The organism is Clostridium sp. AM46-21, from assembly GCF_003480025.1.
Taxonomy (GTDB): Bacteria; Bacillota; Clostridia; order Lachnospirales; family Lachnospiraceae; genus Coprococcus; species Coprococcus ammoniilyticus.
This window is the reverse complement of the sequence record NZ_QUIB01000014.1, coordinates 26,144-46,201: the sequence shown is the minus strand read 5'-3', so window position 1 is coordinate 46,201 and position 20,058 is coordinate 26,144. Positions and strand designations below refer to the sequence as shown.

Below are 20,058 nucleotides of genomic sequence, written 5' to 3'. Positions count from 1 at the left end.
TGTCCTCCCGTGATCTCTTCCACATGATCTGTCTCACCGCCACTGTCTCCACACTAAAGTGAACGACAGATCGTTTTTTCTGATAAATCCGATATTTATAATACGCTGTTGATATCTTCAATCATATCAACAACAGCCTGACGGGAAGCATCTGCATAATTTGCTTCGCCAAATGAAGCATATTTCTCCTGCTTGTATGCTGCAATGATCCCTCTGGATGAATTTACGATCGCACCAAGTCCGTCTTCATTGAAATAATGTACCAGATCAGCAGCCTTACCGCCCTGTGCTCCGTAGCCCGGAACAAGAATAAATGACTTCGGCATGATCTTACGAAGTACCTTACCCATCTCTGGATACGTTGCTCCTACAACAGCACCGACACTGCTGTAACCGCTCTCACCGATCGTATCTTTGCCCCATTCATTAACCATAGCGCCAACCAGCTCATATAACGGCTTACCATCGATCAGACGATCCTGGAATTCACCGGATGAAGGATTTGATGTCTTGACCAGTACAAAGATTCCCTTCTTCTCTTCCTTACATACATCTACAAAAGGCTTGATTCCATCGGTACCAAGATATGGATTTACAGTTGCAAAATCTTCACCAAATACGGAATATGTCTTACTTCCGACCGCAACCTTTCCAAGATGTCCGACTGCATATGCTGCAGATGTTGATCCGATATCGCCTCTTTTAATATCTGCGATCACAACCAGATCCTTTGACTTACAATAATCAACCGTCTTCTGGAATACCTTTAAGCCCTCGATACCAAACTGCTCATACATAGCAATCTGCGGCTTAACAGCAGGGATCAGATCATGAACTGCGTCCACAATACCCTTATTGTACTGCCAGATGGCTTCCGCTGCGCCCTCTAAAGTCTCACCATATTCATCAAATGCTGTCTTCTTTATATATTCCGGCACATAGGAAAGCATCGGATCCAGTCCAACAACGATCGGTGCCTTTGTCTCTTTGATTTTTTTTACTAATTTGTCTATCATGTCTTTTCTCCCTTATATATAAAAATTTATTGTTCACAATAATAGCTTCCAAGTATCTTAAATGTCTCTGTCTCATTTATCAACTGGAATACAAGTGCCTGGATCTCTTTCTGAAGCAGGTTTCCGTTTAACTCGATATAAAACCGATAATTCCATTCTCCTCCACGGAACGGCACCGAATGGATCTCGGTCAGATTCACGCCATAATCGGATATCATCGATAATACACTCGCCAGACTTCCGCTCTTATTCTTGCATACAAATACGATCTTTAACCGGTTATGCTCCGGCAGAACTACCAGTTGTTTCCCGAATGTAACGACCTTCTTCCGGTGTCCCTCGTCCAACACCTCATCACACCTGTAAATATAGAGATCATTCATGGCAAGTGCTTCATGCAGGGAATCCGATACGCCATAGCTGATATCCTCAAATATACCCATTCCGGCATCTGCTTCATCCTTCCGGATCAGCTCCATGACCTGTTCATAATCACTGACCGTATTTACCAGATCTCTGGAATAGCCCTGACATATGTAAAGTTCATGCTTCAGCATGGCAAGCTTCTTTACCTTCGGTTCCTCCGTCACAAACGATACATTCAGACAATTACGAAGTTCTAATGTTCTCCCATACTGATACTTTCTGCTGACCTCCATAATACGCTTGATCAGTGCCGTATATTCTTTCTTGATGCTGTCGTCTACATCCCCGGTCAGCTTCGTTATGATCGCTTCTTCCCGATCCGGCTTATATATAGCATCCTCTGATTCCGCCTTTACCCTTGCGACTTGATCTGCAAGTATCATTCGTTCCTTAAACAGCGACTTGATCTGCTTATCAACCACGTCGATCTGCTTTCTAACTTCCTCTAATGTCATTTCTCCGGCTCCTTTTGGCATAACATATATTCATTAATATATCATTTTTTCAGCATGAAGTAAACCGCTGCACACGGAAATGATCGAAGTCCTGCGTCAGTTTTTCAAAACGGGACAAATAGCAGAGCGACAAATGCTGCAACCAACAGCACTCCCAAAAGTACTCCACAAATGATCTTCCATTTCGTATTCTTAGACAGAATCATACATATTAGAACAATCAACACTCCTGCCATATCGATCCCGACATCGATCATTTTTCCGCTCCTGCCCGGAACCAATAACTGATGCATCTCATCCGAACATGCATATAATAACGAAATTAAGACAGCTATGCTTCTGTTATAAAATCTGCTCTGGCTCATGGATATCTTCACCGTTGCCAGATATGAAAGTAAGAACAGGATCGCATATTCTGTCATATGTGCAGTCTTTCTTATAACAAGCTCCAGAATATCTTGTAGATTCTGCATCTCCTGCGGTGAATCCTGCCGTACCTTTTCCAAGAGATTTGTTATAAACAAACTGATCTTCCCACTCTGTCCGGAGGATTCCTGTCCAGTCTTTCCTGACATATAGAATATAAATATCATCCATATAACAACCGGTATCAGATACAGAAAACGGTCGTTACTGTCCGCTGTATTCTGCTTTCTTTTTCCTGATGAGGATTTACTATTTGCCGATCTGTCTGTATTTTTATTTGCTTTTCTTTTTGTTATTCTTGATCCGCCTGAAGTTTTAGCTTTATTTGCATTTGTGGATTTTGCTTTATTTGTTGAATTATTCTTCTGCATCTCTGTCTAAATCCTTTTCTGATATGTTCATTCGACTCATTCTTTATTCTTTTACCTTACTGTTCTTTCATCTTGCCATTTCTTCTCCCGTGTTTTTCTGAAATAATTTACTCTGGTCAAATTATCCAAAAAATAATATTCAAACATCCCGCATACCTTTATAATAGCTGCTTTTTTTCAGCAGATTTCACATTGTCGAAAGATTGCAGATTTGATAAAATTTCAAAAGAGCGCAACTTGTATTCTATTGTACTACAAAAAGAAGATTTTTGCTCACAAAAACAAAAAATGGGAGGACATTATATGTTTAACAAAAATAAGAGGACGAAGAAATTTTCCGATCTCCTGATTCCAGGCATTATATTGATAATCATCGGTATCGTATTTGCCTTTCAGGGAATCCGGGATTACAGCAAACTGAATGGGGATCTGCTCAATCTGAATACCGCATCTGAAAAGGATCTGGATGCCGGAAAATATGTAGAGATTGATGTTGACTATGCTTTTTATTCTTTCTGTGAGAATGTTGAAACTACAAATTATGTATTCAAAAGAACAACAGACCAGTATTATCTGATAAGTGCACTTAAAGACAACGAATACTACATTGGACTGAATATTGCTGAATCAAAAAAGTCTGAGCTTGAAGCTTTATCCGATCACACCTGGTCTCAGTCAGGTGCAGATCCGGGTACATTACACTACATCGGCAAATTATGCAAATCAGACAGTGAGATTATGGGATATATGAAAAATTATATCTACGATATGTATGAATCTGCCTATGATATCACTCTTACCTCCACAGAAAAAGCTACACTGGATTCTTATATGCTTCCATACTATATTAAGATCATGACAAAAGAGGGATCCCGTACATCTATCATTATCGGTCTTGTAGTTCTCGGTCTTGGTATCCTGCTCATTATATTAGGTATTATCCGTCACAAGAACACTGTATACGGTCCGGATATCCAGCCAGAACCATATACCGGTGCTTATGGCAATCCAACAACTCCTGATATGAACACTAGCATGAATTCAGGCTATGCCGATCCCAATGCACAGGAGCCAACGACTCCATTTTCAGATAACAATACATCTGAAGCAACCACAAGCGGCTTAGATCCTGACACCTTTGATGGCGATGGAACTTCATCTTTTAAATTGAAAGACTAACACAAAATCCGACTGATGGGAAATTCCTGTCAGCCGGATTTTTTATTAGAGTGTATTATATATTTACTTCTTAATTAGTGTTCTGTGCTATTCTGCACGATCATTCATAGAATGATTAACCGAAGTATCTCTTTAAGAGACCTTCAAATGCCTTTCCATGTCTTGCCTCATCCCTTGCCATCTCATGAACAGTATCATGGATTGCATCCAGATTCAGTGCTTTTGCACGTTTTGCAAGATCTGTCTTACCGGCAGTTGCACCATGCTCTGCTTCTACTCTCATCTCAAGGTTCTTCTTTGTTGAATCTGTAACTACTTCACCAAGAAGCTCTGCAAACTTAGCTGCATGCTCTGCTTCTTCATAAGCTGCCTTCTCCCAGTAATTACCAATCTCAGGATAGCCTTCTCTGAATGCTACACGAGCCATTGCAAGGTACATACCAACTTCTGAACATTCGCCCTGGAAGTTTGCTCTTAAATCTTCCATGATATCTTCCGGTGCACCCTGTGCTACACCTACAACATGCTCAGATGCCCATGTCTTATCATCACTCTGTTTGATAAACTTCTCAGCAGGTGCCTTACATACAGGGCACTGTGCAGGAGCTTCTTCTCCTTCATATACATATCCACATACACTACATACAAACTTTGCCATAATTAAAATCTCCTTTGCTTTTTGCTATTATTATTCTTATTGAGAAACGTTATCAATTTCTATGATTCTATTTTACACAATTTTTGATAAATGTCAATAGTTATTAGGAATGATTCTCAATTATTTTTTTATTTAATCAAACTTTGTTCCGGCTATCCTTATTCTGTAAGAAGCTGTTTATCTGTGTTCTCCAAGGAAGAACAATGCCAGTGTTCCCGGACCCGAATGTGCTCCGATCACCGGACCGACATAGGATATCGTGATCCTGTCATTTCCGAATCTCTCTTTAATAATAGAAGCAAGTTTCTCTGCATCTTCTATACAATCACCATGACTGATAAAAATATCCTGATCTTCCGGATGTACCGCCAGCTTCTCCATCCGGTTTGCAAGCTCTGTGATCGCTGCTTTTCTTCCTCTGACCTTACTTACATTGATCAGATGTCCCTCGTCATCCACATGCAGGATCGGCTTGATCGACAGCATTGTGCCAACTGTCGCTGTCACACCGGATACTCGTCCGCCTCTTTTTAAGAAAAACAGATCGTCTACTGTAAACCAGTGACACAGTTTTAATTTTATATCTTCGATATACTGTGCATTTTCTTCCAGACCTTTTCCTTCATCTCTTGCCTGACATGCTTTGTATACCAAAAGTCCCTGTCCCATAGATGCCGCAAGAGTATCAACACTGACCATCTTTCGTTCCGGATACTCCTCCATCAATTCCTGACCGGCCATATACACGGTCTGATAAGTAGAACTAAGCCCGGATGAAAAGCCCAGATATAAGATATCTTTCTTCTGATTAAATAAAGCTTCTATTGCCTCCGATGCCTGCGAGATATTTGCTGCAGAAGTCTTGATATTTGCCCCATTCCTTAATTTGCTATATACTTTCTCAATATCTGCCTGATCATTATGAAAACTTCCCTCGCCCTCAACAATAAAATCAAGCTGTAAGATCTCCAGTTGATATTTCTTCACGATATCATCCGGCAGATCACAGGATGAATCTGTCAATATAACATAATCATTCATTTTAACATCCTCCATTACCATTTTATGGCAAATATGGTTTTTAAAACCACATGATATATTTTACCAAATCGCTATGTAAAGTATACCACACCTTATAAACAGGCACAACAAAAAGGTGCTGACATATAATCTGTTCTGATATATATATCAACACCTTTTCATTAATTCTATGTTTTATTATCTGTATGTTACCATTAAAGACTCTGTAAGTCCTGTACTCTTCTGGTACATAACAACGATCACATCTGAATATTTCTTACTTAATGTAATCTTCTTGGAATAACTGGATTTATTTACATTATAATATTTGCTTCCACCATTATATACGCTGACTGACTTAATGGTCCATCCCTTTTTAGCCTTTACGCTCAGTGTCTTCTTTGATACTTTCTTTGAAGTATAGGTGTAAGTATTCTTTGCAAAGCTTGATGTATAATTCTTGCTTCCAATCTTGATTGAACTTACAGGATTGGTATATTTCTTTACAGTAAATGTAGTTTTCAGCTTAACACCCTTTACTGTACATGTAATAGTTGCCTTACCAGCTTTCTTTCCATAGTCTACACGAATATATCCATCTTTGGCTGATACTTTCATGTTCTTGTTTGAACATTTTAACTTTTTGATCTGAGATGCCTTTGTACATCCCATGATACTGATAACACCGGATGCCTGAGTCACACGTCCCGGCTTATAGGAAACGACTCTGTCACTATACGGGTTAATATACACAGTCTTACTGGTTGCAGCGCTGACATCCTTCATGCTTGTTGCAGGTACTGCTAATAATGTGAATACCATTGCAAGGGCTAAAAATGCAGCTAATAATCTCTTTGTTGCTTTTTTCATTTTTCTACTACCTCCATAAAATCATCTTTTATCCGGCGGCATTCTGACCTCTCATCTGTATGCCCCAAATTTAGTTTTATTTTATACTATTTCCCATTTTTTTACAATAGGTGCAACGTATTTTAATCTTAATTTAACGCACTTTATTCTTCTTTCCCGTACCATTTAAAGAAACGTTTTGCATACTTCTCTGCCTTGTTCCTTGAAAAGTTAAATCCACGGATCGCACCTTTTTCTTTATAGGTATCCCGAATTCCATTAAAATACCATTCCATTCTGTTATACGAGAATCCCTTGATATCCTTATAATTATTATATTTGTTATAATAATCGTCGTATTGGTAGTTATCGTACTCGTAGTAATCATCATCCTGTCCCGTCATATAGTTATCTACAATGAACTCATATACTTCTTCCGCTCCATCTGCACCAAGTGACGTCACATACCGGAAATCCACATCCTTCGGATCCTGATTTTCCAGATTATATCTGGCAACCAGATAAGCCGGACGAAGGAACGATACGATGATATATACAGTAACGATCACAAACATCGAATAACGTACCAGAGGGAAATGGTCAATATAGATTCTGACGATCACTCCTGCAAGTACCACAGCAAGAACAGCCAGTGCTGCAAACACCAGTATTCTCATATAAGTAAGATCATATGCTTTGATATACATTGTCATACGAAGTGCCGAAGATGCGATCATCACGTAGGTACAGGCTGACATAATAGTCAGTACGATATTAAGCACTGTGCTTTTACGAAAGATTGCATGACAGATCAGCACCAGTATCACATTCAGCACCGATACGAACATAAGCTGGAAGAATCCCTGTCTGGCATATTCCGCATAAGTCATATCATCCGGCAGTGACATATTATTTGTAAACAGATATAGGATCTGGATCACTGAAAACAACAGATACACCAGGGTAAGCAGTCCCATTGCCGTGATCGCAATGATCGGTTCATGTGTTCCTTCTTTTGTCTGTCTGTGATATCTGCTTCCAAACGGTGCTGACACAATGATACCATATGTAAATAATAACGCCGCAAATGCAAATACAAGAAACCAGATTGCATCCCATGATAGGAAAATATTTCCAAGTAATGTTTCAACTGCATCTCCAAAGATCTGATCTGCACTGGAAAGCAGGCTGATCATTACGAACAGCAACGGAATCGCAACGACAACACCGATCAGAATATAGACAAATTTCGCACGTTTTCTTGCATTTTCATGTTCTCTGTTATATTGTCTGTAGTCTGAGAAAAAACGGTCAAAACAGGTAAACGGCTCTGCCATCTTCTCGATAACCGTAAGACCATATTCGACAAATCCCATGTTTTTAAGATCATCAAAATACCGGAGAAGCCCTGCACACACAAGGAATAAAATGCAAAGATGATCCAAAACGATCAAAAATGAATCATCGGTCCTGCAAACTGATACCCCAAGCAAAAGGATACCTGCATAATGCGGAATCAGCTTCGTCTGCTTTCCAAAAAGTTTCCCAAAAGATAACGATTCTCCGTCATTTACCGGCAGATTCTTCTCATGGCGCATGATACTGAAACTCATAAACAAAACGGTCATAACTGCCATGAATACAGCACAGATACTTGCATAATTCCGGTACATCAGCACACTGTAGATCATGGCATAACCAAACGCAAAACCGCCAAAAATCTCAAACCGTTCGGGCGATACCCCCGGTCTTGATCTTCTCGGCTTATAATCGTAATTTGACTGCCATCCAAAATTTGGCGGCACATTATTATAGTTTGATTGTCCTCCAAAATTCGGTGGTACATTATTATAGTTTGGCTGTCCTCCAAAGTTTGGTGGCACATTATTATAGTTTGGCTGTCCTCCAAAGTTTGGTGGCACATTATTATAGTTTGGCGGTACATTATTATAATTCGGCTGTTCTCCAAAATTTGGCGGTGTATTATTTATATCCATATTAAGTAACCTCCCATTCCTTCCTGTAACAAAAAATCCTACATCCATAGTTTCATGTTACCTGTTTTTTGTCAAGTGAATATTTGTTAATATACTTATATAGCAAAAACGCCAACTCTCCTGATAACTTTGTAAAATAAAAACTTCCGGATAGGAACCTCTGTTTTACAATACAAGGTCATATCCGGAAGTTTTTCCTTTATATTCTCTTACTGATATTTTAATTTTTCATCTTCAAACTCTTCCAAACGCTGTCTGTATGCTTCCATAATAACGGATTCATACGCAAGAACCGGTTCTTTTATACCAAGTAATTGCATCAGATATTTCACAAACAACGGATTCATAATAAGAAATGGTCCAACTGTATATGTTGCAAAGAAATTCTTTCTCTTCAAACCTTCTTGTTTTATTCCCGGATGAAAACCATCCCCGCGAATCACATCATAGAAATAATCCTTTGAATTATCTCCATAAGAATGACTGAACTGCGCTTTAAAACCAACCAGCTTTATATCTTCATACTGTCCAAATACAAGAGAATGATATCTATGCATCATATCTCTCTTTGCATAGGTATTAAAAATACCAAGTCCTTCTATTCGACTTCCATCTTCATTCTCAATGTACTGTTCAACGATCTCGACTGCATTCCCGGTAAAGAGAAATACTGTTCCAGCCTCGATTTGCTCTTCCAGTTCTTTCTTATATGGTTTCAATGCCTGAATCGCCAATTCCTGCTGATTCTCTGTCATTGCTCCCATATATACAAGGTTTGCCCTGCCCTCTGTAAATGCCGGTTTATCATATAAGCCGGTATAAATAACTGTTGCCTCCGGCATACAGTCTTTTAAATAATTTACGTTCTGTAATTCACCGAAAAGATTGGCAAATTCTCCATATAGAACTTCTATTGTAATATCTGTTCCCATTTGTTATGCCTCTCTTTCCTTCAAATATTGTTTCAGATTATCCCGAAGTACAAGCGCTGTATCATTTTCATGAATATCATGAAGAATGTATACACTGTCTGTTCCATCCAGATTCAGGGATTTATATGCACCTGCTTCATCCGTTGTCTCTTTGATCTTTTCTTCCGGAACCCCGGCCATCATTAAACGGAGCTTATAATCTTTCGTCCGCAGACCACCTATTACGATGTTCGTAATATTCGGCTGATTTAAGAACTCAAAATCCGTATCAAAGATCCATGTCATATTTTCAGATGAATTTTTCCGGTCAAATATATCTTCCAGCAAAAGAATGACCTCTTTATTTCCCGGTTCCTTAGACACATAATCAAATACACAGGAACATGCAATTGGATTCTGTCCTTTTGCCATATTGGTCACTATCGTGATCCCATCCACTGTACTTCTGGAATATCTCGATTCCACAATATTAAGATTCTGGATCGCGTTCCGGATCTGTTCACCTGTCAAACCAAATTCACGAAGAGCGGTAACTGCAGTCAACTCATTGTACAGATTAAATGTACTGTTACTGATCATCGGATACTGTTCCCTGCTCTCATTATGTGTAACTGTTATTACTTTGTTCTCATAATCAACATCTGCCTTATAATCGCCTTCCGGTGACGTATATCCACAGAACTCACAGACAGCTTTTCCAATATGATGATACCGGACATAGTTATATTTTAATTTATGATGACACTTTGGACAGATCCGCATATCATTGATCAGATTAATACATTCCTCCCGGTCAGATGGAAGTCTGTTGATTGAAAAGTATGTTTTTTCATTTTCCGATCCAAGATTTGAACTAATCAGATCATCCGCATTTAAGATCAGATGTGATTCTTTTGGCATATTATTATTGATAAAGTTAAAAATAAACTCCGGGTTTGCATTTCTCTGAATGGAATCACGGAACAGGTTCGTACATACCGCATATGTTGGCTTTACATATGGATAGATCAGCTTTGAACTTCTTTCATCGACTTCAAATACTGCATATTCTTTCTTTGCCTTTCCTGTCAGAGTACTTCCTGCGATCAATGAACTCGCTACTCCAGCATTCACATTAGAACCAGCACGGTTGTTCAAAACGTCATAGCCATTTGCCTCCAAAATATCTATGATCATATTACATACTGTTGTCTTGCCGTTGGTTCCTGTTACTGTTATGATCGTTTTCGGTTTATCTATACATCCCATGAAATCCGGACAAAGCTTGACTGCCAGCTTTCCCGGAAAATAACTTGCGTTCATCTTCAACATTCTCTGCATGGTTCTTGCCAGTTTGCCCATGAACAAAGCAAAAAAGAACCTTACATTCTTTTTATACATCTAGCTACCTCATTTCATATCTGTAAATTATCATTAGTATGTCCATTTAAGCCACATATAATATAACCACTTATTCAAAAATATGTCAATCAATTTGCCTTATTTATTCAGTTTATTTCGCCAACACCCTCTTTTACTTAAAAATGGCATCTGCCGGATCAGGCAGATGCCAACTTGTTTTTTCAATATCGAGGGTTTCTTTTATTCTTCCTCATTCACCTGAGAAAGCTTGGCTGCCTGATCTGCTGCGATCAGACTGTCGATAATCTCATTCAGATCACCGTTTAAGATCTGTTCCAGCTTATACAAGGTGAGTTTGATTCTGTGATCGGTTACACGGCCTTCCGGGAAGTTATAAGTACGAATCTTCTCTGAACGATCTCCGGTTCCGATCTGGCTCTTACGGTCTGCAGCTTCTGCATCATGCTGTTTCTGAAGCTCCATATCATACAGCTTGGAACGGAGCAGCGCAAATGCCTTCGCCTTATTCTGAAGCTGGGACTTCTCGGTCTGGCTGTAAATTACGATACCGGTTGGTATATGTGTCAGACGAACGGCTGAATCTGTTGTATTGACACACTGACCACCATTACCGGATGCTCGCATGACATCGATACGGATATCATTTTCATTGATCTCTACATCAACTTCCTCTGCTTCTGGCATAACTGCAACTGTTACAGTTGAGGTATGGATTCTTCCGCCAGACTCTGTCTTCGGGATTCTCTGTACACGGTGAACTCCACTCTCATATTTCATCTTGGAATATGCACCATCACCTGTGATCATGAATACCGCTTCCTTGAAACCACCGATTCCATTCTCATTCACGCTCATCAGTTCTACTTTCCATTTGAACTGATCAACGTATTTCTGATACATTCTGTAGATCTCATATGCAAATAATGCGGCTTCATCTCCGCCTGCACCTGCACGGATCTCGACGATAACATTCTTGGAATCGTTCGGATCTTTTGGAAGAAGCAGAATCTTTAATTCATTTTCCGTCTTTTCTACTGTTGCCTTTGCTTCATTTAATTCTTCCTTCGCCATTTCACGAAGCTCTTCATCATTTTCTTCTTCAAGCATAAGCAGACTGTCTTCGATCGTCTGTTTTGCATCTTTATATTCTTTGTACTTTTCTACGATAGGAGTCAGTTCACTCTGCTCCTTCATTAATTTGCGGAATTTGTTCTGATCAGATACGATATCCGGATCTGTCAACTGGTTATTTAATGTATCAAGTCTGTCTACTAAATCTTCTAATTTATCAAACATAATAATCCTCCTGCAGCACATGCTCATTTCCTGTTCATGTGTCTGTTAATATATCCAGCCTTTTTTCAGGCTTTTCTTCCAATTACAACCCTGTCATTTTCTGCGAGGTCTTTCACTACGCGTACATCTTCAAAATGCTTATCTACAAGGAGCTGCTGCACATCATGTGCCTGATGATTACCAATTTCAAATAAAATATATCCTTTTTCATTTAAATAACTCTCCGCATTTTCTATAATTGCTCTGTAAAACTTCAATCCGTCCGTATCGCCGTCCAATGCCAGCCTCGGCTCATAATCCCGAACCTCCGGCATCAACCCGTCAATCACTTTGCTCTCTATATATGGTGGGTTGGACAGGATCATATCATATCTTTTATTTATCTTATCAAATAAATCTGATTTTATAACCGTATAATCAGATACTTCTAATCGTTTCGCATTTTTTGTCGTAAGTGCGATCGCGGAATCTGAGATATCACACAGATCTATATGAATATCCTGATTCATAAGTGCTACCGACAATCCGATGCACCCGGAACCACAGCACATATCCAGCACAGACATCTTATCAGAATGTATGTCCTGAATCAAGCGGTTTGCCTGTTCCACCAGGACTTCTGTGTCAAATCTTGGAATCAGTACATCCGGTGCAGTCTCAAAATCATACCCCATAAAGCACTGTATGCCTGTTATATATTGTAACGGAATACGTTTTGACCTTTTATCGATCAACGCTTCATAGGAAGAACGAATCGTTTCGGTAACATCTTCCTGCCGGTTCATAATATATGCCATCTTATCCTGCTTTGATACAAAGAGCCATAATAACTCTGCATCGATATCTGCATCCGGCACATTATGTTCGTTCAGTTTTTCTTTTCCTGCTGTTACAAGCTGATACTGAGTCATACGTCTATTTCCTTTTACATTCACTGGCATCATTTCAACTTCTTAATCTTCGATTTCTCCACGCTTCATAGCGTCCTGATAAGCGCGCCAGTCGATCACCGCTTCTACCGAACGAATTGCCACCTCACACATCTCAAGATCCGGTTCCTTCGTCGTAAGACGCTGTACCCACATACCGGGTACACTTAATATATTCGCAAGCTTTGAGTCACTTCTGCCTGCAAACATGATAAATTCATACGAGATTCCCGCAATAACCGGAACCAGAAGTACACGCGACAGCAATCGCAGCCACATAGACTTCACATTTATAAACATAAATACAATAATGCTTATGATCATAACGACTACCAAAAAACTGGTTCCACAGCGTTTATGGTATCTGGAATGTTTCTTTACATTTTCCGGAGTCAGCGGATCGCCTGCTTCAAAACAGTTGATCGTCTTATGCTCTGCACCATGATACATAAATACACGTTTGATATCCTTCATCAATGATATTAATACTACATATGCAAGAAAGATCACCAACCGAAGCACACCTTCCGCTACCGCTATCAATACATTGCTTTTTGTCACATGCTCAAGCAGTCCTGCAATAAATGCCGGAAGCAGCATGAATAATGCGATCGCAATGGCAAGTGATACAATAACGGTTCCGATCATCATCAGATCATCTCCTGTACTGCTTTCTTTTTTATTGTTTTTACTGCCGTTCTCACCTGAACCGCTTCCATTATTACTTTCTGTATCTGACAACCTGGAATCATCTTTATTTTCACTCTTTCCAGTCGGTTCTTCCTCTTCATAAAAATCGGCTGAATATGTCAGCGTTTTAACTCCAATTACCAGCGACTCAAAGAAATTAACCACTCCACGAAGAATCGGCAATTTCAGGATTTTATATTTTTCACCTATCGGTGTATAGCTTTCTACTTTAACTTCAATTTCCTGATCCGGCTTTCTGACTGCTACTGCGTACTGATCCTCGTATTTCATCATTACGCCTTCGATCACCGCCTGACCACCTATTCTGGCTCTTTTCAAATTCTATACCTCGTAAAATTGTTTCCTAAAACAAAAATAGGCTGAGATTAAAAGCTTTAACCTCAACCTATCATCCTTTTTATTAGTTTGACTGTGAAACACCGTACTTACGGTTGAACATATCAATTCTACCACGAGCCTTAGCTGCCTTCTGCTGGCCTGTATAGAATGAATGACACTTTGAGCAAATTTCTACATGAATTTCTTCTTTTGTAGAACCTGTAACAAATTCGTTTCCGCAGTTACATACAACCTTTGCCTGATAATAATTTGGATGTATTCCTTCTCTCATTTAATCTCACCTCTTTATTATATTATTGATATATGAGAATAGGCCATCAGCCTCACTTCTTCATAAAACACAGCTTTTGTATTCTAACACAAACCGACATAGAAATGCAAGTGTTTTTTTATTTTCTTAATAATGATTTTTTAACATAATAGATAAACTCTTTATTATTCTTGGTTCGGACGAATAATTTCAGTACATCCTCCAGCATATCCTCTGCCTTATTACCGGATAATATCTTGTGAAGTGCGTATACAACTTCCTGTTCTTCCGGTGATAATAACAGATCATCCCGTCTGGTACTGGATTTTGCAATGTCGATTGCAGGGAAGATTCTCTTTTCTGCGAGCTTCCGGTCAAGCACCAGTTCCATATTACCGGTTCCTTTGAATTCCTCGAATACGACATCATCCATCTTGCTTCCTGTCTCAACCAGCGCTGTCGCAAGGATCGTAAGACTTCCACCCTCACGCATATTACGGGCAGCACCAAAGAATTTCTTCGGCATATGTAACGCCGCAGGATCAAGACCACCGGATAAGGTTCTTCCACTTGGTGGAACTGTAAGGTTGTACGCTCTTGCAAGTCTTGTAATACTGTCAAGTAAGATCACGACATCTTTCTTCTGCTCTACCAATCGTTTTGCACGTTCGATCACCATTTCCGATACACGCTTATGATGCTCCGGCAGCTCATCAAATGTCGAATAAATAACTTCTACATTTGGTCCCTCTATGGATTCCCTGATATCCGTTACTTCCTCCGGTCTTTCATCAATCAGAAGCACCAGCAAATGAATCTCACTGTATCTGGTACTGATACATTTTGCGATCTGTTTCAGCAAGGTTGTCTTACCTGTCTTTGGAGGGGAAACGATCATACCACGCTGTCCTTTACCGATCGGTGACAGCAGATCGATCATACGGATCGGAATCGGGCTGTCCTCCCCATCCATATTGATCCGTTCATTCGGGAAAATCGGCGTCAGATCTTCAAATGCTTTTCTTCCTGCAATGCTTGCAGGACTTTCTCCATTGACAGAAGCTACATATAATAATGCGCCAAACTTTTCTCCCTGCGTCTTTACGCGGATATTTCCCATTATGATATCTCCGGTCTTAAGTCCAAATCTACGGATCTGCGCCGGTGATACATAGATATCCTGATCTCCCGGCAGATAATTGGCACTTCTTATAAATCCATATCCTTCCTGCATTACTTCCAGGATTCCATGTGCCATCTTACCGCTGTCAAGCTCCGGTCCATTTGGTTCCTGCTGAGCAGATGATCCTTCCTGCCTGTTCTCAAGCTTCGTCTCCATTCTTACCTCTGCTTTTATCTCTGTATCTGCAGCCGTATTTTTTTCTTCTATAACTGATTTTTCATATGCTGCTTTCTTTTCTGATACTACAGAACTTTCAACAGCTACTTTTTTCTCTTCCATTGCAGACTTTTCAAGAACTGCTTTTTCCATATTCATTTCCAGCTTTGTCATCTCGGCTGCAAGCGGTTTGTTCTCCTGAACATGGTCTTTTCTTCCGTTATTTACAATTGGTGTATTGTTTCCATGATTGGAATTGTTATTTCTGTTATTATACCCCTGTGACCGATAGTCCTGTCTTTTTCCATTTCGGTTGGTCTGTCTTCCGGCAGTATTCCTATGCTGTCTTCTTCCGGATTCTCCTGATCTCTGACCATTTTCTGTCTGGTTTCTATCCACTTTTTTTACAGCATCTTCTTCGGATTTCTCCGGCTGCTCTGTGTGCTCCGTTTTTTCAGTCTGTTCTGCTTTTTCTGGCGGCTCTGCCTTTTTCGGTTTCCGTGTTCTTCCTGTCTTTTTTATTTTTTCAGCATCTTTTTTCTGTGATTTCACGTTCTGCTTTTCTTCCGCATGTCCTGCTTCATCACTATAATTTTTTTCAAGGAATTCGATCAGAGCCGGTTTACGAAGTGCTGATACACCCTTTATCTTATGCTCCTTTACGAATTGCTTCAATTCCTCTAATGATGCATTTTTGAAATCCATCTTTTACTCCTTCCAATTTTATCCGTTTTATTTAATTCACACACATTCTTATTCTTGGGGATTATCCTAATGAATTCTTTTCGAAACAGGTATATCAACTGTATGACTTACCTGTGCATCCTGCTTATCAGATATCCGGATGCCACATGAGCGTTGTATTTAATAGCCTTAGTATAGCATAAAAAAAAGTTTTGTAAATCATTTTCTTTCACCGCAGCATTGCTTCATTGATTTTATGCTTTTCTTGTGATACATTTATTCTTACAAAACATACAAAGGATATTATTATGAATACTGAATCGATCGTCTTATACAAATTAATTATATTATATATGTTGGATCGTGTGGATTTCACACTAACCAATTCCCAGATTTCCGATTTTGTTCTGACAAAGGGATATACGAATTATTTCACGCTTCAGGAAGCCATTAATGGACTGATCGAGTGTGATTTTGTCTATGTATCCACGATCCGGTCTTCTTCTCATTATAAGATCACTGACAAAGGTGAAGAAGCCTTAAGCATGTTTGAAAATCGTATTCCTTATGCGATTAAACAGGACATTCTCGATTATTTTGATAATCAGAAGATCAATCTGAAAAATGAATCCGAGATCTATGCCGATTATGCCTTAAATGACTATGGTGAATACGTCGTTACCTGCGTGATCAAGGATCGGAAAGAAACTCTGGTCGATCTGAAATTTAACGTACCAACAAAAACGCACGCCATCGCTATCTGTGATAACTGGCGTGCGAAAAGTGCCGAAGTATATGACTATCTCGTCAATACTCTCTGGCTGTATTCTGATGATAAGGGCGAAAAACAGTCCTGATCATTTATTCTGATTCTGCGATCCGGTCTTCGATCAATTGCAGGATCTCTTCTTTTCCCTGCTTGGTCTGTGCCGAGAACGGAATTATGATCGTTCCCTCTACCGGCTGGATCTTCTGTCTGATGATCTTCAGATTCTTCTGAATCTGACTTCTCTTGATCTTATCAAGCTTTGTTGCAATAATCACCGGTTCATATCCATTTTTTACGATCCAGTCGTACATGATGCAATCATTCTCTGACGGCTCATGACGGATATCGATCAACAAAAATACAAGCCGTAACTGCTTTGAGGTATGCAGATACCGTTCTACCATCTTACCCCATTTTGCACGGATCTCTACGGATACCTGTGCATAGCCATATCCCGGAAGATCGACAAAATACAGATCATGATTAATATTATAATAATTGATCGTCTGTGTCTTACCCGGCTGTGACGATGTTCTGGCAAGTGACTTCCGGTTTAACAATCCATTGATCAGTGAGGATTTTCCTACATTTGACTTACCGGCAAACGCGATCTCCGGCATCTCTGTCTCTGGAAGTGTACTTGTAATTCCACATACTGTTTCAAGTTCAGCACTCTTAATTATCATTTCTTTTCTCCTTTTGCAAGTGCAAGACTAAGCACCTGTTCCATTGTTTTCACACAGGTAATATCCAGTCCGTCTGTAATCTCTGTACTGATATCATTAAGATCTCTGCGGTTCATCTCAGGGATCAGCACCTTCTTAATACCGATCGTTTTTGCTGCCAGAAGCTTTTCTTTTAAACCACCGATTGGAAGCACACTTCCTCTCAGAGTAATCTCTCCTGTCATCGCAAGATCTCCCCTTACAGACTTATTAAATATTGCGGAATAAATAGCGGTTGCCATCGTGATTCCCGCAGAAGGTCCATCCTTTGGAACTGCTCCTTCCGGAATATGGATGTGGATATCATGCTTTTCAAAATAATCTTCACCTAGTGGCTCTGATTCCTTCATCGTACGAATATACGATAAACCGGTAACAGCAGACTCCTTCATGACATCTCCTAATTTACCGGTAAGCTGTATGCTGCCATTTCCGGGCATAATATTTACTTCTATATTAAGTGTTACACCACCTACCGCTGTCCATGCAAGGCCTCGTACAGAGCCTACTTTATTGGTCAGATCATAGCTGTCATCCATGTACTTCTCTGTTCCGAGAAGCTGCGGTATCATTTCCTTTGTTACTTTTACAGTCTCTACATGTTCTGTAAGTATCATTCTGCACGCTTTTCTGCATATTTTATCGATATTCCGCTCCAGATCACGCACACCTGCTTCTCTGGTGTAATGACGGATGATATATTTGATCGCTGATCCATTGATCTTGAACTGCTTCTTAGTCAGTCCGTTTCTTTCAATCGCTTTATTGACCAGATACAGCTTCGCAATGTTAAACTTCTCATTTTCCGTGTATCCACTGATCTCGATCATTTCCATACGATCAGCTAACGGTCCGGGGATCAGGGATGCATCATTTGCTGTTGCGATAAATAATACCTTGCTCAAATCGATCGGCACTTCAAAATAATGGTCGTAAAATTTATTATTCTGTTCGCTGTCTAAAACCTCTAACAGAGCAGAGGATACATCTCCCTTGTAGTCGCTGCTCACCTTGTCTATCTCATCAAGCAGTACCAGTGGATTCTCAGTCTTTGTCTTTGCGATCGACTGTGCGATCCTGCCCGGCATAGCACCGATATAAGTTCTTCTGTGTCCACGGATCTCTGCTTCATCCCGAACGCCACCAAGCGACATACGGATATATTCTTTTCCTGTCGCAGTAGCAATTGATCTCGCGATCGAGGTCTTACCGGTTCCCGGAGGTCCAACCAGACACAGGATCGGCATGTTGCCTTTTTCATTTAAGATATGAACTGCCAGATAATCTATGATCCGTTCCTTTACTTCTTCCAGACCATAATGATCCCGTTCCAGAATCTTAATTGCCTTTTCCAGATTATCATTCTCTTTTGAAGCTTTGCCCCATGGATAGTCGAGCAACGTCTCAATATAGTTTGTAAGGATGCCGGATTCAGCAGCCATAGGCGGCAAAGCACGAAGTCTGGATATCTCTTTCGTAAGCTTCTCTTTGACTTCTTCCGGAACTGTCAGTTCCTGCAGGCGCTCCATATATTCATCTGCCGCTTTTTCTGTATTATCATCCTCGCCAAGTTCTTTCTTTATGACCTTCATCTGTTCCCGGAGAACATATTCTCTCTGGTGCTTATTTACACAATCCTGTAATTTCTCCTGAATCTCCTGACGGATGGCTAAAATCTCCATCTCTTCATCCATCGTCTGAAGGATCTTCATTACACGTTCTTTCACATCGAGCGTTTCCAGAATCTCCTGCTTCTTCGTATATGGCGCAGGAATGAATTCTGTCACTCCATCGGCAAATTTTGCAAGGTCATCGATCGTAAGCAGTTTTTTATATAACAGCTTATTTGTTCCCATTCCATTTGCAAATGCTTGTCTGAGCTTATCCGTAAGCATACGGATCAATGTTTTTTCCTCTACTTCATCCAGATGGTTTGTTTCTTCTGTATCTATATATTCAAAGTCTGCATTATATGCTCCGTCTTCCTTATAAAATGAAACGATCCTTGCACGTTTTTCTGCTTCAATCAGAATACGGACTGTTTTGTTCGGCATTTTCAGATATTGTTTGATCTTTGCTGTAACACCGATCGGATAAAGATCAGGAACCTTTCCATTCTCCTTTACTTCCTTTGCCGTAACCAGCAGGATGCTGCAATCACCCTTCATCGCATTGGCAACTGCTTCACAGGATTCCTTGCTGATCACATCCAGATGGGAGGAAGTATCCGGCATTATAACAATATTATTCAAAACGATCATCGGCCTGTTCCAGACGATATTATCCATACTTTTATCTCCTTTATATCAAAAAACCGGGATGCAT

The 20,058-nt window shown here is 39.9% G+C and carries 18 protein-coding genes; 2 read left to right on the top strand and 16 right to left on the bottom strand.

Annotated features, from left to right (window positions below):
• Positions 1-95: 95 nt before the first annotated feature.
• The 3 genes from pyrF to DW959_RS10355 form a co-directional block, all read right to left on the bottom strand.
• Positions 96-1,016 (bottom strand): orotidine-5'-phosphate decarboxylase, encoded by a 921-nt coding sequence (gene pyrF, locus DW959_RS10365; protein WP_008400628.1) that lies wholly within the window; start codon positions 1,014-1,016, stop codon positions 96-98.
• A gap of 26 nt (positions 1,017-1,042) precedes the next feature.
• A complete protein-coding gene (locus tag DW959_RS10360) occupies positions 1,043-1,897 on the bottom strand; it encodes a chorismate mutase (RefSeq protein WP_117822583.1) in 855 nt (284 codons plus the stop codon).
• A gap of 104 nt (positions 1,898-2,001) precedes the next feature.
• Positions 2,002-2,694, bottom strand: a complete 693-nt coding sequence (locus DW959_RS10355) for a VanZ family protein (protein ID WP_117822582.1) — start codon at positions 2,692-2,694, stop codon at positions 2,002-2,004.
• 303 nt (positions 2,695-2,997) lie between these two features.
• On the opposite strand from DW959_RS10355, the gene DW959_RS10350 reads away from it, so the two are divergent.
• Positions 2,998-3,873, top strand: coding sequence for a DUF6709 family protein (locus DW959_RS10350; protein WP_117822581.1), 876 nt, complete (start codon positions 2,998-3,000; stop codon positions 3,871-3,873).
• Positions 3,874-3,988: 115 nt separating this feature from the next.
• On the opposite strand, the gene DW959_RS10345 is transcribed toward DW959_RS10350, so the two are convergent.
• The 11 genes from DW959_RS10345 to rho form a co-directional block, all read right to left on the bottom strand.
• The gene (locus DW959_RS10345) at positions 3,989-4,531 is read right to left on the bottom strand and encodes an NADH peroxidase (protein WP_008400622.1); all 543 of its coding nucleotides are present in this window, start codon (positions 4,529-4,531) and stop codon (positions 3,989-3,991) included.
• A gap of 177 nt (positions 4,532-4,708) precedes the next feature.
• Positions 4,709-5,572, bottom strand: coding sequence for a DegV family protein (locus DW959_RS10340; protein WP_117822580.1), 864 nt, complete (start codon positions 5,570-5,572; stop codon positions 4,709-4,711).
• A gap of 177 nt (positions 5,573-5,749) precedes the next feature.
• The gene (locus DW959_RS10335) at positions 5,750-6,421 is read right to left on the bottom strand and encodes a hypothetical protein (RefSeq protein WP_117807478.1); all 672 of its coding nucleotides are present in this window, start codon (positions 6,419-6,421) and stop codon (positions 5,750-5,752) included.
• A gap of 143 nt (positions 6,422-6,564) precedes the next feature.
• A complete protein-coding gene (locus DW959_RS10330; RefSeq protein ID WP_182430077.1) occupies positions 6,565-8,397 on the bottom strand; it encodes a DUF4173 domain-containing protein in 1,833 nt (610 codons plus the stop codon).
• 209 nt (positions 8,398-8,606) lie between these two features.
• A complete protein-coding gene (locus tag DW959_RS10325) occupies positions 8,607-9,329 on the bottom strand; it encodes a hypothetical protein (protein WP_021944163.1) in 723 nt (240 codons plus the stop codon).
• Between the two features lie 3 nt (positions 9,330-9,332).
• On the bottom strand, positions 9,333-10,709 hold the full coding sequence (locus tag DW959_RS10320; RefSeq protein WP_021944162.1) for a Mur ligase family protein: 1,377 nt from the start codon (positions 10,707-10,709) through the stop codon (positions 9,333-9,335).
• 201 nt (positions 10,710-10,910) lie between these two features.
• The gene (gene prfA / locus DW959_RS10315) at positions 10,911-11,987 is read right to left on the bottom strand and encodes a peptide chain release factor 1 (protein WP_008400612.1); all 1,077 of its coding nucleotides are present in this window, start codon (positions 11,985-11,987) and stop codon (positions 10,911-10,913) included.
• A gap of 65 nt (positions 11,988-12,052) precedes the next feature.
• Positions 12,053-12,898: a peptide chain release factor N(5)-glutamine methyltransferase gene (gene prmC / locus DW959_RS10310; protein ID WP_242997322.1), complete on the bottom strand. Its 846-nt coding sequence runs from the start codon at positions 12,896-12,898 to the stop codon at positions 12,053-12,055.
• 42 nt (positions 12,899-12,940) lie between these two features.
• On the bottom strand, positions 12,941-13,945 hold the full coding sequence (locus DW959_RS10305; protein ID WP_173783627.1) for a DUF1385 domain-containing protein: 1,005 nt from the start codon (positions 13,943-13,945) through the stop codon (positions 12,941-12,943).
• Positions 13,946-14,027: 82 nt separating this feature from the next.
• The gene (gene rpmE, locus DW959_RS10300) at positions 14,028-14,237 is read right to left on the bottom strand and encodes a 50S ribosomal protein L31 (RefSeq protein WP_008400609.1); all 210 of its coding nucleotides are present in this window, start codon (positions 14,235-14,237) and stop codon (positions 14,028-14,030) included.
• Positions 14,238-14,355: 118 nt separating this feature from the next.
• On the bottom strand, positions 14,356-16,260 hold the full coding sequence (gene rho, locus DW959_RS10295) for a transcription termination factor Rho (RefSeq protein WP_117822577.1): 1,905 nt from the start codon (positions 16,258-16,260) through the stop codon (positions 14,356-14,358).
• A gap of 287 nt (positions 16,261-16,547) precedes the next feature.
• On the opposite strand from rho, the gene DW959_RS10290 reads away from it, so the two are divergent.
• Complete coding sequence (locus DW959_RS10290) at positions 16,548-17,096, top strand: DUF4364 family protein (RefSeq protein WP_117822576.1); 549 nt, start codon at positions 16,548-16,550, stop codon at positions 17,094-17,096.
• A gap of 4 nt (positions 17,097-17,100) precedes the next feature.
• Here the strand turns inward: DW959_RS10290 and yihA are convergent, their stop codons facing one another.
• Together yihA and lon are read right to left on the bottom strand one after the other, a co-directional pair.
• Positions 17,101-17,694, bottom strand: coding sequence for a ribosome biogenesis GTP-binding protein YihA/YsxC (gene yihA, locus DW959_RS10285; protein ID WP_021944157.1), 594 nt, complete (start codon positions 17,692-17,694; stop codon positions 17,101-17,103).
• Entirely contained in the window at positions 17,691-20,021 is a 2,331-nt protein-coding gene (gene lon / locus DW959_RS10280) for an endopeptidase La (protein WP_117822575.1), read from the bottom strand. The genes yihA and lon overlap by 4 nt, the downstream gene beginning before the upstream one ends.
• Between the last annotated feature and the right edge of the window lie 37 nt (positions 20,022-20,058).

Bases quoted from the DNA above. Each gene is read 5' to 3' on its own strand.
- pyrF (WP_008400628.1), bottom strand. From the start codon at position 1,016: ATGATAGACAAATTAGTAAAAAAAATCAAAGAGACAAAGGCACCGATC.
- DW959_RS10360 (WP_117822583.1), bottom strand. From the start codon at position 1,897: ATGACATTAGAGGAAGTTAGAAAGCAGATCGACGTGGTTGATAAGCAG.
- DW959_RS10355 (WP_117822582.1), bottom strand. From the start codon at position 2,694: ATGCAGAAGAATAATTCAACAAATAAAGCAAAATCCACAAATGCAAAT.
- DW959_RS10350 (WP_117822581.1), top strand. From the start codon at position 2,998: ATGTTTAACAAAAATAAGAGGACGAAGAAATTTTCCGATCTCCTGATT.
- DW959_RS10345 (WP_008400622.1), bottom strand. From the start codon at position 4,531: ATGGCAAAGTTTGTATGTAGTGTATGTGGATATGTATATGAAGGAGAA.
- DW959_RS10340 (WP_117822580.1), bottom strand. From the start codon at position 5,572: ATGAATGATTATGTTATATTGACAGATTCATCCTGTGATCTGCCGGAT.
- DW959_RS10335 (WP_117807478.1), bottom strand. From the start codon at position 6,421: ATGAAAAAAGCAACAAAGAGATTATTAGCTGCATTTTTAGCCCTTGCA.
- DW959_RS10330 (WP_182430077.1), bottom strand. From the start codon at position 8,397: ATGGATATAAATAATACACCGCCAAATTTTGGAGAACAGCCGAATTAT.
- DW959_RS10325 (WP_021944163.1), bottom strand. From the start codon at position 9,329: ATGGGAACAGATATTACAATAGAAGTTCTATATGGAGAATTTGCCAAT.
- DW959_RS10320 (WP_021944162.1), bottom strand. From the start codon at position 10,709: ATGTATAAAAAGAATGTAAGGTTCTTTTTTGCTTTGTTCATGGGCAAA.
- prfA (WP_008400612.1), bottom strand. From the start codon at position 11,987: ATGTTTGATAAATTAGAAGATTTAGTAGACAGACTTGATACATTAAAT.
- prmC (WP_242997322.1), bottom strand. From the start codon at position 12,898: ATGACTCAGTATCAGCTTGTAACAGCAGGAAAAGAAAAACTGAACGAA.
- rpmE (WP_008400609.1), bottom strand. From the start codon at position 14,237: ATGAGAGAAGGAATACATCCAAATTATTATCAGGCAAAGGTTGTATGT.
- rho (WP_117822577.1), bottom strand. From the start codon at position 16,260: ATGGATTTCAAAAATGCATCATTAGAGGAATTGAAGCAATTCGTAAAG.
- DW959_RS10290 (WP_117822576.1), top strand. From the start codon at position 16,548: ATGAATACTGAATCGATCGTCTTATACAAATTAATTATATTATATATG.
- yihA (WP_021944157.1), bottom strand. From the start codon at position 17,694: ATGATAATTAAGAGTGCTGAACTTGAAACAGTATGTGGAATTACAAGT.
- lon (WP_117822575.1), bottom strand. From the start codon at position 20,021: ATGGATAATATCGTCTGGAACAGGCCGATGATCGTTTTGAATAATATT.